12 protein-coding genes are annotated in these 16,359 nt (G+C 39.1%); 3 read left to right on the top strand and 9 right to left on the bottom strand.

All coding sequences use genetic code 11. The features are described from left to right. Positions 1-22 precede the first annotated feature (22 nt). The 8 genes from SGI74_13450 to SGI74_13485 all read right to left on the bottom strand — a co-directional run bounded on the left by SGI74_13450 (position 23) and on the right by SGI74_13485 (position 11,264). On the bottom strand, positions 23-1,381 hold the full coding sequence (locus SGI74_13450) for a sodium-dependent transporter (protein ID MDZ4678497.1): 1,359 nt from the start codon (positions 1,379-1,381) through the stop codon (positions 23-25). After that, positions 1,378-2,811 (bottom strand): ribosome biogenesis GTPase Der, encoded by a 1,434-nt coding sequence (der, locus tag SGI74_13455; GenBank protein ID MDZ4678498.1) that lies wholly within the window; start codon positions 2,809-2,811, stop codon positions 1,378-1,380. Before der ends, SGI74_13450 begins: the two co-directional genes overlap by 4 nt. Beyond that, positions 2,795-3,691 carry a GTPase Era gene (era, locus tag SGI74_13460; GenBank protein ID MDZ4678499.1) on the bottom strand — a complete coding sequence of 299 codons (897 nt, stop codon included), beginning with the start codon at positions 3,689-3,691 and terminating at the stop codon, positions 2,795-2,797. Before era ends, der begins: the two co-directional genes overlap by 17 nt. After that, complete coding sequence (rnc, locus tag SGI74_13465; GenBank protein MDZ4678500.1) at positions 3,688-4,377, bottom strand: ribonuclease III; 690 nt, start codon at positions 4,375-4,377, stop codon at positions 3,688-3,690. The genes era and rnc overlap by 4 nt, the downstream gene beginning before the upstream one ends. A 63-nt stretch (positions 4,378-4,440) precedes the next feature. Beyond that, entirely contained in the window at positions 4,441-5,760 is a 1,320-nt protein-coding gene (gene mtaB, locus SGI74_13470) for a tRNA (N(6)-L-threonylcarbamoyladenosine(37)-C(2))-methylthiotransferase MtaB (GenBank protein ID MDZ4678501.1), read from the bottom strand. A gap of 6 nt (positions 5,761-5,766) precedes the next feature. Next, positions 5,767-6,891 (bottom strand): tRNA 2-thiouridine(34) synthase MnmA, encoded by a 1,125-nt coding sequence (mnmA, locus tag SGI74_13475; protein MDZ4678502.1) that lies wholly within the window; start codon positions 6,889-6,891, stop codon positions 5,767-5,769. Further along, positions 6,885-8,069 (bottom strand): cysteine desulfurase family protein, encoded by a 1,185-nt coding sequence (locus SGI74_13480; protein ID MDZ4678503.1) that lies wholly within the window; start codon positions 8,067-8,069, stop codon positions 6,885-6,887. Before SGI74_13480 ends, mnmA begins: the two co-directional genes overlap by 7 nt. A 117-nt stretch (positions 8,070-8,186) precedes the next feature. Next, entirely contained in the window at positions 8,187-11,264 is a 3,078-nt protein-coding gene (locus tag SGI74_13485) for an adenylate/guanylate cyclase domain-containing protein (GenBank protein ID MDZ4678504.1), read from the bottom strand. A gap of 130 nt (positions 11,265-11,394) precedes the next feature. On the opposite strand from SGI74_13485, the gene SGI74_13490 reads away from it, so the two are divergent. From SGI74_13490 to SGI74_13500, 3 genes are all read left to right on the top strand, one after another. Further along, entirely contained in the window at positions 11,395-13,545 is a 2,151-nt protein-coding gene (locus SGI74_13490) for a FecR family protein (protein ID MDZ4678505.1), read from the top strand. Then, entirely contained in the window at positions 13,542-15,095 is a 1,554-nt protein-coding gene (locus SGI74_13495) for a hypothetical protein (GenBank protein ID MDZ4678506.1), read from the top strand. Before SGI74_13490 ends, SGI74_13495 begins: the two co-directional genes overlap by 4 nt. A gap of 151 nt (positions 15,096-15,246) precedes the next feature. Continuing rightward, entirely contained in the window at positions 15,247-15,585 is a 339-nt protein-coding gene (locus SGI74_13500) for a hypothetical protein (protein MDZ4678507.1), read from the top strand. A 14-nt stretch (positions 15,586-15,599) separates the two neighbouring features. Here the strand turns inward: SGI74_13500 and SGI74_13505 are convergent, their stop codons facing one another. After that, positions 15,600-16,265 carry a hypothetical protein gene (locus SGI74_13505; GenBank protein ID MDZ4678508.1) on the bottom strand — a complete coding sequence of 222 codons (666 nt, stop codon included), beginning with the start codon at positions 16,263-16,265 and terminating at the stop codon, positions 15,600-15,602. Positions 16,266-16,359: the final 94 nt, after the last annotated feature.

A 16,359-nucleotide genomic window follows, 5' to 3' on the forward strand; every position in this document is an offset into this window, starting at 1 on the left:
AATCACGTTTTTCAATTACACTTTATAAAAATGCGATTATCACCTGCACCAAAAATAAAATTACAAGAAGTACAGGAACAAGATATTTCACAGCACTAAGCCAAGTTAGGTAGAGCCTTACAGTGACAAGACTTGTTTCATCTACAAATTCTTTTTTCTTCACATCTTCTGGAACTTTGGTGGCTACAAATAGAATTATTCCAAGTGTAACTACTGGGAGCATCCAATTAATGATTACTTGATCAATAATCTCGAGCAACCCTCTTTCGCCGATTCTAATATTCTTAAATGACGAACCTGAAAATGCAGAGATAAGCGCTAATATAAAAGATACTCCAGAAACAACTCCGGCTGCTTGGGGCCTCTTAAGATTTCTTTGATCCATAAGATACGCAACTAAACCTTCAAAGAGCGCAATACTAGAACTTAATGCCGCAAAATAAAGACATACAAAAAATGCAAGTCCCACCCAGTAACCTAAAGGAAGAGTACCAAAAATGACAGGCATGGTTTTAAATAAAAGTGCTGGCCCCGTACCTGAATCAACACCTGCAGTAAAAACAATAGGAAATATAATTACACCTGTACAAAGTGCTAAGACTGTATCGATACCTGCTACAAGAACAGCTTCACTGGGTAATTTCACTTCAGCTCGCAGATAACTTCCGTAGGCGATCATCGCGCCAAAACCTAAACTTAATGTGAAAAGCGCATGACCTAAGGCTTCAATAACTGCAGAGCCAGTGAGTTTTGCAAAATCAGGATAAAACAAAAATCTTAAAGCCTCAGGTGCGCCAGGCAAAAACAAAGAGTGTACGAGTAAAAAAATCATAATGACAAATAAGATGGGCATAAATATGCGTGATGTTTTTTCAATACCGTTTTGTACACCACGAGCTACAATGCTTGTTGTAATTATCAAATGAACACTTGCAAGTAATACTTGTAAATAACCACGCACCGTTAGTTGATCAATGATATTTCCGGGCTGAGAATTTGGCTCTGTAAAGCGCCCCATAATTCCTTGAATAACAAAATGTATCACCCAACCACTAACCACAGTGTAATAGCTCAACACCACAAAGCTGGCAATAATACCAAGAAGGCCAAACCAGGACCATTTTTTTTCTGTGCCCACCCAAGGTTTGTATTTAAAAGCACCGACAATATTAAATCGTGTGAGTTTTCCGAGCATGAGTTCGCATATCAGGGCGGGTAAACCAATGGCTGCTACAAAAAAAATGTATAAAAGTACAAAAGCGCCACCACCGTTAACACCGGTGACGTACGGAAATCGCCAAAGTGTACCCAAACCCACAGCTGAACCAATTGCAGCCATGTAAAAACCAAATCGGCTTTGAAATGCTGCGCGTTGTCTCACAAGTTTTTCTTATCTCCGTAATGAGTATTTTGAGACTTAGAAGTACCTGAGCGAGTTTTCTTTGGATAAATACGAATTGGAATTCCGACAAGATTATAATTTTTCTTAATCTGCCCAATAATAAATCTTTTATAAGAATTGGTGATTCCACGAGGTTCATTAACAAACGCCATAAAAGATGGAGGGCGTTGTTTTGTCTGTGTAATGTAATAAAACTTAATATCATTACCTCTCCAACTCGGAGAAGGTGCTTGACGAATGACCTGAAAAAAGAAATCATTAATATCTCGAGTAGATATCTTTTTATTGAGTTGTTGCCATACAGCTTCAATTTTTGTGAAAAGACCATCAACACCCCGTTTAGTTTTTGCACTAATGTATTCAACGGGAATGTCGCGATAAAAATGAAATGTGTCTTCAACGTGTTGACGAAGTTTTTCTCTAAATTTTGGAATTTGTCTCTCAGCCAAATCAATTTTATTAACGACTAAAATAACGGCTCGATGATGCTTAAAAGCCATCTCAACAATTCGAGCATCTTGAACCGACGGGCCAAGCAGACCATCAACAACGACTAATAAAATATCAGCTTCAATAACACTTTCTTCTGCCTTATAAGCTGAAACCATTTCTACATGATCAAGTCGTTTTGCATGACGTCTAAGCCCTGCTGTATCTACGAGAACAAATTCTTGATTATTACGAATAAAAGGAACCTCAATACTATCAATAGTGGTACCCGCCACAGGGCTCACGACAACACGCTCTTCGCCTAATATTGAATTTACCAATGTGCTCTTACCGGCATTGGGTTTACCAACGACTGCGAGCCTGATAGTTTTTGATTCTTCTTCTTCTTCTGGTTGTGGAGTTTGACCTTCGACAACCCAATCTAATAATTCATCAGTTCCAAATTTATGCTCAAAACTTGCAGCTATCATTGTCTCAAAACCAAGTTCAAAAAATTCACTTAGTGTCATATCGTTTTTAGTCGGATTATCAACCTTATTCACCACAGCGATAAATGGTTTATTAAGTCTCATAACAAATTGAGAAAGATCTTTATCTTCTGGGTTTAAACCATATTTTCCATCTAGCACCAAAATAATTTTATCTGCAGCTTGAGCAGCTTCTAATGCTTTTTTACGAATCTCACTGCTCCAAGCTTTATCCCCGCCCTGACTAACACCCGCTGTATCATAAATAAAAAATGAAACGCTACGCCATTCAGCAACACCACGATGTACGTCGCGAGTAACTCCTGGTTGATCTTTTACAACAGCTTTACGAGTACCCGTAAGTTGATTAAAAAGTGTGCTCTTACCGACATTTGGTCTTCCGATAACAGCCACCTTCAGCTTTGCAATAATGGGTGCATGCACAGCTGTAGGTAAAGGTGTCATTATAGGTTCATCATTTTGTTGCGACATAACCGAGTTCCTCAAGCCAATTTCTATCTTTGAGCCACTGTGGCTTAACAATGACATGGAGTTTTAAGAATATTTTATGGCCAAATATTTTTTCTAATTCATAGCGTGCACGGGTTCCGATTTGTTTTAGTGTTTGCCCACCCGCACCAATGACCATTCCTTTATGACTATCTTTTGAGAGCATAATATCGGCTTCAATTTTAAATAATTTCTTTTCTTCAAATGATCTTAAAACCACAGCTAGACCATAAGGGATTTCTTGATGAAGCTGTTCAAAACAGTGTTTACGAATAGTTTCTGCTGCTAATTCGCGCATGCTTTGAGGGGTGAAAATATCTGTGTCGTAGTACTGAGGGCCTTCAGGTAAGTGTGAATAAATAAGATCTTTTAATTCTTCTAAGCCCTGCTCACGAACTGAACTTATTAACTTAAGTGGAGCGCTTGGGATCCATTGAGGCCAGAGCGTATCTCGTTTATTAATCATATCGGCAGTGACGTACTTATCAGATTGAGTTGCAATGTAGATCACTGGTTTATTAATACCTTGAGCAATTTGCACAGCCCAAGGTTTTTCTTCTTTATTAAATTCCCAAGGTGCAATTGCCGCGATGACAACATCGACATGCCCCAAAGATGCTTGAAGCTCTTGCTTTAAAAATGGGTTTAAACCCGCATCTGAATCGATGATTCCTGGGGTATCAACAAATACCATTTGGAATTGATTGGGTTGAGTCAAAATTCCAAGTGTTCGTTTTCGCGTTGTTTGCGGTTTTGCGGTTACAATACTAACAGATTCTTTCACTAGTGCATTTACGAGTGAACTTTTACCAGCATTAGGAACTCCAATGATAGTGATGTAACCAGACCTAAAATTTCTCATATACTTTTATCCTCAAGAACAATGCGTGCGGCTTCTTGTTCAGCCTCTTTACGGCTTCGCCCAATGCCTTCACCTAATTTTTTCTCACCTAAATGTACAGCCACTTGAAATGTTTTTTGATGTTCAGGCCCAGAAGTTGTTACGATTTTGTAGTTGGGTACTACTTTATGCTTACTTTGAATTATCTCTTGAAGCCTGGTTTTATAATCTTTGAAAAACGGTTTACCCATTGAAAGTTCTTCGATACGTGTGGCAAACAATTTTGCTACAACGTGAGTTGAGGCTTTGAGATCCGAATCAAGATAAACAGCACCTAAAATCGCCTCTAATGCTGAAGCAAGAATTGAATTTTTCTCTCCACCTTTTGAGGCAATTTCTCCATGCCCCAAGACTATAAAATCACTGAGTTTCATTTCTCGCGCGACCTCGGCTAAGGTGGCTTCGTTAACTAGTGAGGCCCTTCTTTTAGAAAGCTCCCCTTCAGAGGCGTGAAAATCACGATCCATTAAGAGACTGCTGATAGCTAAATCCAAGACAGCATCACCCAAAAATTCAAGTCGCTCATTATGAGCGAACATCTCTTGAGATGATGTTTTTTCATGTGCAAATGACTTATGAGTCAGAGCTTCTTGAAGAAGACGTGGAGTCTTAAACGTGTAAACTAATTTTTCTTGTAAGGTAGTCAAGGGTTTCAAAATGAATTCCCTAATTTAAAGTTAATCAAAATTAAAATTGTTTTAGCACAGTTTTTAGGTATTTGCGACTATACCGGTGAGAATTTGCTCAGAATTTTTTAGTGGTGAAAGACCTGTAATTTCTACCTTGAGTTCACGATTTATGTACTGAGAATGATCAAATTCCGCTATTTGCACAGGCCAATAATCACGAGAAAGCCCTTGAGCCCCATGACTTGGATTTTCTAAGATCAATACATCTTTTATGAGCCCAACTTGTTTTTTTGCTGATTCTTTTTGACGCTGTAAACTTAATGCCCTTAAACGTTTTGCTCGCACATGAATTTCATTTGATTTCAAATGATCAACACGTTTTGAAGCCGTGGTTCCGGGTCTTATGCTGTAAGGAAAAACATGAATGCGTGTCCATGGTTGTTTTTCTAAAAAAGAATACGTGTCGTTAAAATCATCGTCTGTTTCACCAGGAAATCCAACAATGACATCCATGCCGATGAATCCATGGGGCATGACACTCTTAAACTCAGTAAAAAACTGTGCGATATCAGCTTGTGTGTATTTTCTTTTCATATTTGAAAGCACTGCTGAGTTTGCACTTTGAAGACTCACATGTATATGGGGGCAAAGCCTTGGATTACTCTTAAATAGGCTCCATAACTTTGGTGTGACTTCAATTGGTTCAAGACTTGAGAGTCGCAATCTGGGAATTTTAGTTTCGTTTAATACAGCCTCAACTAAATCTGAATAATTAAGCACACCATCTTCATAATCACCGCAATGCACACCTGTGAGTACAACCTCTTGGAATCCTCGCAAATGTAAATCACGTACGCGATGAATCAAGTGATCTTTAGTAAGACTACGTGATTTTCCACGTGCAAAAGGAATAATACAAAAGCTACAAAAACTATTACACCCATCTTGAATTTTTAAAAATGCCCGAGTGCGAGAACTTTCTATACCCCCACCCTCATCAAGCTCATCTTTTTTAAAAATATTGCTGTGAAATACACGCTCACTGCTTTTGCCACTGAGATGATCTTTTACGATTTGTTCAAATTCAGTTTTGTGCGAGTTTCCGATTATTAAATCAGCACCAGTCAAAGTCTTTAACCGATCAACATCCACTTGGGCAACACAACCAGTGATCACAACCGTTGTGCCAGGATGCAGCGCCTTTATTTTTTTTACGTAACGATGGGTTTCAAGACTACTTTTTTCTGTGACAGCACAGCTATTGATAATATGAACTTGGGGGTTCTCACCACTTGCTTTGAATCCAGATCTCTCTAATTTCTGCTCTAAAAGACTTGTGTCGTAGGTGTTAACCTTACAACCCATCGTGACAATATTAAAAGTTGTTTGAGTGTCAGTCATTTGAAGTTATGAAGCAATCCATCCGCCGCCTACAACGGTATCGTCTTTATAAAAGACAGCTGCTTGGCCAGGGGTTATGGCTCGTTGACCTTCGTGAAAATCAACCCATATTTCACCATCATCTGCTTTTCTTAAGCGAGCTTTTGCGCCTTCATGTCTGTGTCTGATTTTTACAACATACTCATTTTCAAAATGCGGCTCTTGCATCCAATTGAGCTTTCGAACTTTCATGCTCTTAGAAAATAAAAGATCTTCAGGCCCCACATATACAGTGCCCGACTTTGCATCTATTTTTACTACATACAAAGGTTTACTGTGATCAAAACCAAGACCACGCCTTTGCCCTACTGTAAAACCATGAATGCCAGTGTGAGTGCCGATTTTAACATTCTCTGGAAGCATCATGATATCACCTTGACTTAAAAGATCAGAACTCACTCGTGATTCAATGAATTTTGCGTAACCAAGTTTTGATACAAAACAAATCTCTTGGCTGTCTTTTTTCTTTGCATTTAATAAATCAAATCTCTGCGCATGCATTCGCACTTCATCTTTTGTCATATCACCAACGGGAAATAAAAGATGTTTAAGTAATTCTTTATTGAGCGTAAAAAGAAAATAACTTTGATCTTTTAACGGATCTCGTCCTTTAACCAAAACGTGTTGGGAATCACCTGTTTCTTGAACTTCTCCGAGTTGAACATAATGACCCGTCGCAAGATAATCACAGCCCAACTCTTTCATCTTCACAAAGAGATGATCAAACTTTAAAAACGTATTACAGTTTACACAGGGGTTGGGTGTACGACCTTCAAGATACTCATGAACAAAATTATCAATTACATAGGCTTGAAATTTACTTTCACAATTCATAACGTAAAAAGGAATATCTAATCGATCAGCAACACTTCTTGCATCTTGTACATCGATTGATGAGCAACAAGTACCATTTTTTGCAGGCTGAGTGATGTCACATTCATTCTCTGAATAATCCCAAACTTGCATCGTAATGCCTATGACGTCATAACCTTGTTCACGAAGAAGTGCTGCAACAACAGAGCTGTCAACACCACCACTCATGGCGACTAATACTTTTTTTCCATTTTTTTTAACATTATCAAGATTTACCACGCCATTTCCTTATCTTCTCTTTCAACTAATTGCAAATTTGCTTCGCGCATCTTTGTTATCGCTTTTATTAATGCTTCGTAAAAACTTGAAACTTCTTCTTGAGTTGTTAACCATCCAAGACTGATGCGTAAACTTTGTGATGCTTCTTCACTTGTCAAACCCATCGCCGTTAATACGGGGCTTGGTTCTTGGCTTCCCGAACTACATGCAGCACCACTACTTACTGCAAAACCTTGTGTGTCTAAGTTAATGAGTAAAGTCTCACCATCTGTGTTTGAAAAAGTAACATTGATGGTGTTGGCTACTCTTAATGACTTGTCACCTGTGATAAAACAATCAGAAATATTTGTTTTAATTTTTTCTTCTAACTGATCTCTGAATTGCTTAAGGCGCTCACTTGTTTCGTTAATACGCGGACCCAATATCTTCACAGCCTCACCTAGACTTGAAATAGCGAGCGTGTTCTCAGTACCCGCACGACGTGATCTCTCTTGCCCACCACCATGAATAAGTGATTCAAGGCGTTTTCCTGATTTTACATACAAAAAACCAGAACCTTTAAGTGAGTAAAACTTGTGTCCTGCAAAGCTTGCGAAATCAACTCCAAGATCTTTTAAATCAATTGGAATTTTACCTAGGGCCTGCACCATATCAGAATGAACCAGGGCACCCACACTATGGGCACGACTTGTAATTTCTTTAAGTGGAAAAATATTTCCTGTTTCGTTATTCACAAGCTGAATAGTTACAAGACCCGTCTGAGGAGTGAGCAAAGTATCAAGTTGAGTGAGATCAACAGAGCCGTCTTTTGAAACTTTGAGCCATTTAATTATAAAGCCCTTTTTTTTCAAATAATCCATCGTCTTAAGCACAGATGGATGCTCAACGGTTGAAGAAATTATTTCTCGACGCGTCTCAGCCAAAATTCCAATGGCTCCCTTAAGCACAAGGTTATTGGCTTCACTTCCGCCGGCTGTAAATACAATCTCTAGGGGATCAATGTTGAGAAATTTTGAGATATTTTCACGAGCCATTGAGATAGCTTTTTTTGATTCTCGACCTGCCCAATGCACACTGCTGGGATTTCCAAATTTTGCAATAGCTTGAGTCACCGCCAAAACAAGTTCGGGGTGTAGAGGTGTTGTTGCGTTGTAATCAAGATAAATACGGGAATTCATTGTCATCTCGCATGCTAAATAAAGAAACCTAGATACCACAAGACAAGCCTTTGTGTCGAGCTTGGACATTGATAACTCACTTTAAGAGAGATCCCTAAGTATTTGAATTTAAATGAATTACGCGGGCTTCTTAATAATTATAAGAGGTACAGGGCTTCGAACGAGCGGAGCATTTGGGTCACGGCGATTAAATCCAGGCACCTGATGTAAATAGCACCACCTTAACATGCCCGATTTCCAGCAATAAGTTGTACGAGTGATATTTCCAGAATCAACAGCATCGCGCAGCTGATCTACCCTGTAAGGACCATAGGTTTTTGTATCTGTTCCGTAGATATACCATTCATCTAATGTGGCAACGGCTTGTAAATCATCCGATGGCATTTCAGCGTTGATGGCTTTATCAGGATTATGCACGCGTCTTGTGAATAGAGGCATTTGCGCCAAGGGCGTCATTTGAGCATCGCCATGTTTGAAAACAAAAGCTTCGTTAAAAGGAAACCCAGGTTGAGCAACCAAAACTTTGATTTGCGCAACAGTAAATGGGCCATCTTGCTCTTTACTTAAAGGATCCTTTGCCACATACCATTTGTCATGGGTGTTTGACATAGTTGGAATAGGTGGCTGCTCTTTAGCCATGCGTAACGGCCCTTTGGGATCTAGTTTTGTTGGAAATTGTTCGGAGGGCAATTTCGCCTCAGGTACAAACAAATTTGAACCTTGAGTTTCAAATTCCTGAACTAGTGGCGAGGGTTGATGATTCACGTCTTGAGTAATTTCTGCGTATGAAACATCTAATACTACAGTTTTTAATTGTTCAGGCTGTTCTTGATTCGAGATGGGGGCAGATATTTGCGCTTCTTGAACTGGTGGTGAGATGATATCAAATTCAAGTTCAGGCAAAGGTTGTTTTGCTTGAGCAACGGCCGTTGGTGGTGGTTGACCTTGTGATGACATAGGAATGGGTGCTGCTAATGACGATGATGTCGATGCCGATCCCGCTGGCATACTGAGTCCCATGGATGCTGAGTTAAAAAATGGATCATCCGCAGCTGGAGGTTGAACCGCATAGCCTGGCTGTATTGATACTTGGGATTGTCCACGTGGAGGATCTTGCACAGGCGGTGCATATTGCACGGATGGTTCAGGTTGCACAGGTGGTGCGTGTTGCACTGGCGGTGCGTGTTGCACTTGATGTTGTGGTTGCGCAATATATGTCGGCGCTGCATGGGTGTTGTATTGTGCCGCTACATTTAACCTTGGCGATGATTCCTCTATTTCAATGTCATCGCTTTCATCTTCTTCATGACGAGATTTTAAATGTTTTTTACGATGACTTGCAACTTTGTGCTTTTTCTTTAATTTAGGTTTCGGCTTTGGTGTGGGCTCATCATATTCATCGTCAAAAACTTCACTTTGCACCCAGTCTTTGATAGTTGATTGTTGCTCAGCATTCAAAACAGTTTCAAGTACACCGTCTGCATTTTTAATTCCAATGACTTGATAAACGCTAAGATTATCAGCCTTACCTTTAACTTTGATAGACATTAATGGTCCAACTACCACGCCCTTACTCTTAACAAGTGCGTAAGTGGCATCGCTGATAAGAAGATCACTTGCGTGTTCTTTATTTGCTGACTCAATACGACTGGCTTGATTTATAGTATCGCCAATAACTGTGTATTCTAAGCGTTGATCAGAGCCGATATTCCCAGCTAAAACTTCTCCTGTGTGAATCCCCATTCCGATTTTAATTTCAGGTTGGCTACGGGACTTTCTTTTTTTGTTCAGAGCAATCATCGCTTTACGCATTTCAACAGCTGCCGCTACGGCATCAAAAGCATCTTGTGTACCAGAATTTGGAACACCCCAAAGAGCCATAATCGCATCGCCGACATATTTATCTACGACCCCGTGATGTTTATAGATAATGGTTACCATTTCAGTCATGTACTCATTAAGCATGCGAACAACTTCATCAGGCGTCATAGATTCGCTTAACGGTGTAAACCCTCTGATGTCGCTGAAAAATATCGTGGCGATTTTTCTCTCTCCGCCTAACTTAATTTCTCCTGATAATATTTTTTGGGCTATTTCTTTTGAATGAAATTTACTAAATGTGCTTTTTAATTTATCTCGCTCTTGCAAACCAACAGTCATTTTCTTAAAAGCTGTCGTAAGCGCGCCAATTTCGTCATTACTCTTTGGCTCAAGATTAACATTAAAATCTCCTTGAGCAATTTTTTCTGTAGCCCAATAAAGATAACTCAACGGACTTGTCATCGACTGTGAGAATACAAAATTAAAAATAAATGCCAGGCCCACAACAATGCACGTAACAAGTAATGCTCTGTACTGAACGCGCATTACTGCAGCAAGGGCTTGCTCTCTTTTTACTTGAGCGACAACACCTGCACCACCAATACCCAAAGTTTTGTAAGCACCGATATAGGCTTCGCCATGAGTGTCTTCAAATTCCATTTGGTGATTGTTTAATTTGCCTTCGCGCATTTTTTGTACAATCGGATAAGTAGAGACGTTGTAATTTTGAACAATCATCTTTGGGTCTGAATGCACAAGTAAATTACCGCCTGCATCGACGAGGTAAGCCGTTAAAAATGATTTCCCTGCAAATAGTTTAATAAGTGCTTCTTGACGAAGTTCGCAGCGCACAAGCAAGCGCTCTTTACTTTGTGCACTTTCTTTTGTCAAAAAGGCTATTGTCAAAATCGGTTTTTTAAGTAACGGAGAAGTATTTAAAAGCGAAATAGTATCGGGGCGCTTTGCAACTGCATTTGCAATCACCGAAACAGGGCGACTTTTAAGATCTTCAAGAGTAAGATCAAATTCTGCAAGTACTTCGTCTTTGGTTGCAAAATAAATTTCATGATACCCGCCTTGCGAAGCCGGTCGATAAACACCGAATGATAAAATTTCATCGTTTGATCGCAAAACATTTTGAATTAACTGCTGTGATTCTGGAGTAAGACTCTGACCTTTTGCTTGGGCCACTGTTTGAGTCATGAGGTTCATTTTGTCGGTTGAGTCTTTAAGAATAACAAAAGCTTGGTTTGCTAGTGATTCAGCTGTGTCTTTATTCATTTCTTGGACACGTGTGAGTGATTCTTCACGAAAAAGATCCGTTGCGATGTACACAACTACACCAATGGCGATAACAACAATGAGTGTTACCATAAAAATCAGTTTCGTAGATATTCCAAGACGTATCTTCACATCATGTAAATCGGATATATTTTAAAAAACCTTTAAGAATCTCGCACATTTTGTCGATCAGTGATCGCATCACTTTGTGGAGAAAACAACCTTGGATAGTTGGACTAAGAATATTACAGTGTTATTACCAGTGCTGATCGGCATTGGAATAGCTGGATATTATCTTTTTCAAGACTATCATCCAGCTAACGAAGAGGTTGAGGGTGAAATACAACGTGAAGTAGTCGGTGAAATTCTTTTCTCAGAGAATAATGTCAAACGTCAATTCGGAAACGACGTTATGTGGGACGCCATTGCTACAAAAACAAGTGTCTATAACAAAGACTCCATTCGAACAGGCAAAGATAGCACAACAGCGATTAAGCTCACCGACAACAGCGTTATTGAACTAGGTGAAAATAGTCTTATTGTTTTAGATAAATCTCAACAAAGTTTAGGAATTAATTTTAAAGCAGGAGATATTTTAGCAAAAAGCTCAAGCACTGGCCTTGATATCAAAATTAAAGATTCAGTTTTGAGAGGAGCAGGCTCAGAATTAAAAATTAAAGCAGGAGCAGATTCACAATCAAGTATTGAAGTAGCACGCGGTAGAGTAATTCTTACTGATAAAAATAAAAAGCAAACTGAACTTAATCAGACAGAACAAGCTGGGCTCAGCACAGATGGTCTTGGTGCGATTAGTAAAATCTCAGTGGTACTTAAAAACCCTGAACACAAAACGCAAGTACAATCAAATCGTGATGAATTAAGACACCCCTTTACGTGGGAAGTCTTAAGAGCAGAACTAAAAGAAGAACAATTTGAAATTTCAAAAACAAAATTATTTAAACCTGAATCTACAAAAATATTTAAAGCCCACCAAGCAATTAACGCCACACTTACACAAGGTGTGCAATTTTGGCGCGTTGGTTGGAAAGACAAGGGCCAAATGTATTTTACTGAAACAAGACAAATCACCGTCGGTCACGATAAGCGTTTAGAACTAACATACCCTGAAAATGAAACTCGATTTGATCTAGAGCCTGAAGAAAACCAATTAGAAATGCAGTGGCGAAGTCAGATTCCGGTTAAAATTTATGTACTAGAGATTGCAGCCTCTAGTGATTTTAAAAGCATCGCCCTCACACGCTCGCTTGCAGATACAAAAGCTTTTGTTAAAGATCTCCCCCCTCAAGTTTATTATTGGCGCGTTAGAGCATTTGGAGATAAAAACGCAGAGCTTGCCGTTTCGCCAGTATCAAGCTTTACTTTAAAGGTACGACTCCCAAAGCTTCCTGAGCTGATTAAACCTGTTCATGAACAAGATTGGGAAACTTCAGAGCCCATAGAGTTTAACTGGAAGAAAATGGAGAATGCTTCTGAATATCGAATATCAATTACCAGAGATTTCGAACAACGAGAAATAGTAAAAACAAAAGTGGTTTCTGCTAACAGCTTTTCTTGGTCCTGGACAACTCCAAGTCATTACTATTGGAGCGTTAAAGCCATAGGTACAAAACAATCAACAATTGCAGCTAGTGAAATTAGACGCGTCAATATTAAACCAAAAGCGCGTGCCTCTGCATTTATGTTGATATATCCAAAACTAAAAGGTGAAGTAATTCGAGATCAGTCAGAAAACCCTGAACCGATTTTATTTCAATGGCAAATCACTCGACCACTGCCAGGCCCAACTACAATCATACTTTCAAAAAATATAGAATTTAAAGATGCTGTTAAACAAGATAATCTCACCAAACTTTCTGTTCCGATCAGATTAAAATCATTAGGTATATATTACTGGAAACTCACAAGCTCCCAGGCAAAAGATGCAGGTAAAACCGCAGAGCAATCAAAAGATTTAAAAGAAGAATCAAGTGAAGTTGGAACATTTACCCTTAAATTATCGAGTAACTCACTTGCACCAGTTTTAATTGAGCCTGTTAATAAAGCAAATGTTGAGTATGAAGAAAAAGATGTAGCAGTAAAGTTTGTGTGGAAACCTTTAGTACCTTCATCGCAATACCACATTGTAGTTGAGCGCGTGGATATAAAATCTGGTCAGCGTGTAACTGTAGTTGATCGTGTAGTTAAAGAGCTTACTTTTTTATCACCACCGCTAGCTGAAGGCACTTACGTATGGTCAGTATCTGGAATGGATGAGCAAGGGCTTGAAACATCAACAAGTAGAGCAAGTGAATTTAATATTATTCCTCAAGTACTCATGGAACCCCCAAAGCTTAATGCTCCGGTGATCAAATGAAGATCATATATTTCTTAAGCATTTTGGCATTACAGCTCACACTTTTGTTAGGCATTTCAGCCCATGCACGTGATGTGGAATTAAGCTGGGATCCAATGACGGGTGCCGCTAAATATGAAATACAAATTTCTGATACCACGATATTTGAAAAACCATTAAGCACCACTCAATTAGATAAACCATCTTATCAAACACAATTAAATATTGGTCAATATTACTACCGTGTACGCGTGATTGACATCAAAGGCAAAGGTGGAAAATGGTCACCACCTACCCCATTAAATGTAACACCCTACGCACCAGAGCTCATTGAACTGCCAAACGGTTTTGAAACTGCATTTTATGAAGTGCCTCCTGAGCTTTCATTTAGTTGGAAAAAAGTTGAAGGAGACCCTGAATATGAAATTCTTATTTATAAATCAACCGGCCAAAAAGTTTTAGAAGAACCCGTAAAAGGTGAAAATTTTAAAACAAGTAAAGTGACTGAAGGTGAATACTTATGGAAGGTGCGAAGTATTGTTAACAAAACACTTGTTTCACCTTACTGTGAACCTAGGCACTTCACAATTTCACGTAAAACGCTTACACCTCCTGAACTAATTACTCCCGTAAAAGATGGAACGTCTCCAGCATATAGAGAAGTAAAATTCACTTGGAAGCAAGATCCTGCTGCTAAATATTCTGATCTCTATTTTGAAAAGATTTCTGGAAAAGATGGAGCCAAACCTTTTAAGCGAAAAATCTCTAATCTCACAGAATCAGCTTACACTGCCGATTATGAAGAACCCGGAAAATACAAATGGACTGTTACAACAAAGCAAGACAAAGAAACTCCTGGTGTCTCAGCACCCTTTCAAGATTTTGAAGTACGCAATGATGTTATGAGTAAAGGTAACTATGAGTTTGAATTTAGCTTAAGCCCGGTGAGTGATCTCTATGCCATAACTTCTGCGCGTCAAACCAGGGGTGTTACTGGAATCGCACAAGAGTCAAAAAGTAATGGTCTATTTTATGGTTTCTTAGGTGGTTACTATTTCACTGAAGTAGCTGGACTCTTTTTTAGTACACGCACTGGAAGTCAGACCGTAGAAAACATAACAGCCTATGCACAAGAATCAGATTTAAGTTTTAGAGCAAGATTTGGAAGCAAAGGTTTTAATCAAGAATTTTGGTTTGGGTATCGCATGATGGATATCATTTCAGCAGAAAATACACCCACTACACTACTCACAAATTTTACGACATTTGGCGGCCTTGTAGGCACACGCATCAATGCAACTGTCTATGATGGCTGGCGCGCTTCACTCTCAGGATTTTATTATAAGCCCACAGGTAACATTGAAGGCTTTGATGGTTTAGTGGCTGACGTATATGGCGCTTCACTGGGAGTAAAGTGGAACTTCATGTATCAATTTTGGCTTGGCTATAAATATTCATTTGAACGAGTTGCAGCAACATTCACAAGTGTGAATCAAGCATCATCTGTGAACTCAACTTGGACAATGTATAGAAGTGAGCCTTTTTTCTTATCGATTAGTTTTGAACATTGATTTAGTGAATCCTTTAAACTCACCTTCGTTAACCACTTAATTTTATTAAAATTTATCAGATTCTTTAGTTTTTATGCAATTAAGCCGTTAGTCTAGGTAGCGGCATTACATGCTAAATAATGCGAAACGTTTGTAGAAAAAGGAGACTCACATGTCTGCAAAAATGCTTAGTCCCGAAGAGGCAATGGTACTTTACAAAAATGTACGTCGTGCACCAAAAGTAGAAATCAATAAATTCTACGCTGGAATCAAAAATATAAATGAAAGAGAACTTACTAAAGCTGTTTTTCAAATTGCTCGAAGTGCATCACAACTTGAATTTATAGCACTCGTGACAGAAGGAAAACTTCCACAACTCAGAATGCCTACAGACCAAGCAAAACTCTTGACCAATAATACTGATTATTCTTATCAAGGCCCTTTAAGCCACGCTTATAAATGGGTTGATAATAATATTGGTGAGTGGCTCAAAGAATCGCTTGCTGCTTAAATAAAAATTATCTCTTAGAAAAGATCAAATGGCATTTCAGCACCCACGCTGAAAAAAAATGGCAATGGGATAAATGATTTATTGGCTAGCCCATTAGATGAATAGGGTGCTGCCATAAAAAGCATACTTCTGAGACTCATAAGCCCTGTGATCTTTGGTGTAAACGTGCGTTTAATACCCACACCACCTGATAATGCGAACCCTGAATTAGTGGTTTGAGATGTATCTGTAATTCCTTGATCAACACTACGTGATACGGTGACATTAGCGCCGCCGCCAAAAGCATAACCTAAGAGTGCTTCCCAAAATAATATTTGCCCGTGCCCTTGAAATCTGCCTTCTGCACCAAAACTAAGGAGTGTCCAATTTTGGACCATAGATTTCAAATGAGAATCTGGATATGCGTAATTCGTTCTGATTTTTTGTACCGCCTCTTCGCGTAAAGACACAGTCTCTAAACGCATTTTTCCACCAATGGGTCGTTCATTCCACATGGTCAAAAATAACGAACCTTGATAGCCCGCACCTACACCAAAGGCCTGAAGACTAGGATCTGAAAACATGAACGTAGCATTTCCACCTAAATCTAAACCAGCTGCAGATTTTATAGGGCTAGCAGAGGCAAATACACCGTTTATGCAAATAGCCGCCACAGTTGAAATGAAAATTTGAAATCGCATAATTTACGCTAGCAGACCCACGACTGACGGTTCAAGGTAAAAACAGAATTTTAAGTCATTGGTCGAGTCACAGAGTATTAAATCTTACGACACT

Source organism: Oligoflexia bacterium (assembly GCA_034439615.1).
Taxonomy (GTDB): domain Bacteria; phylum Bdellovibrionota; class Bdellovibrionia; order JABDDW01; family JABDDW01; genus JAWXAT01.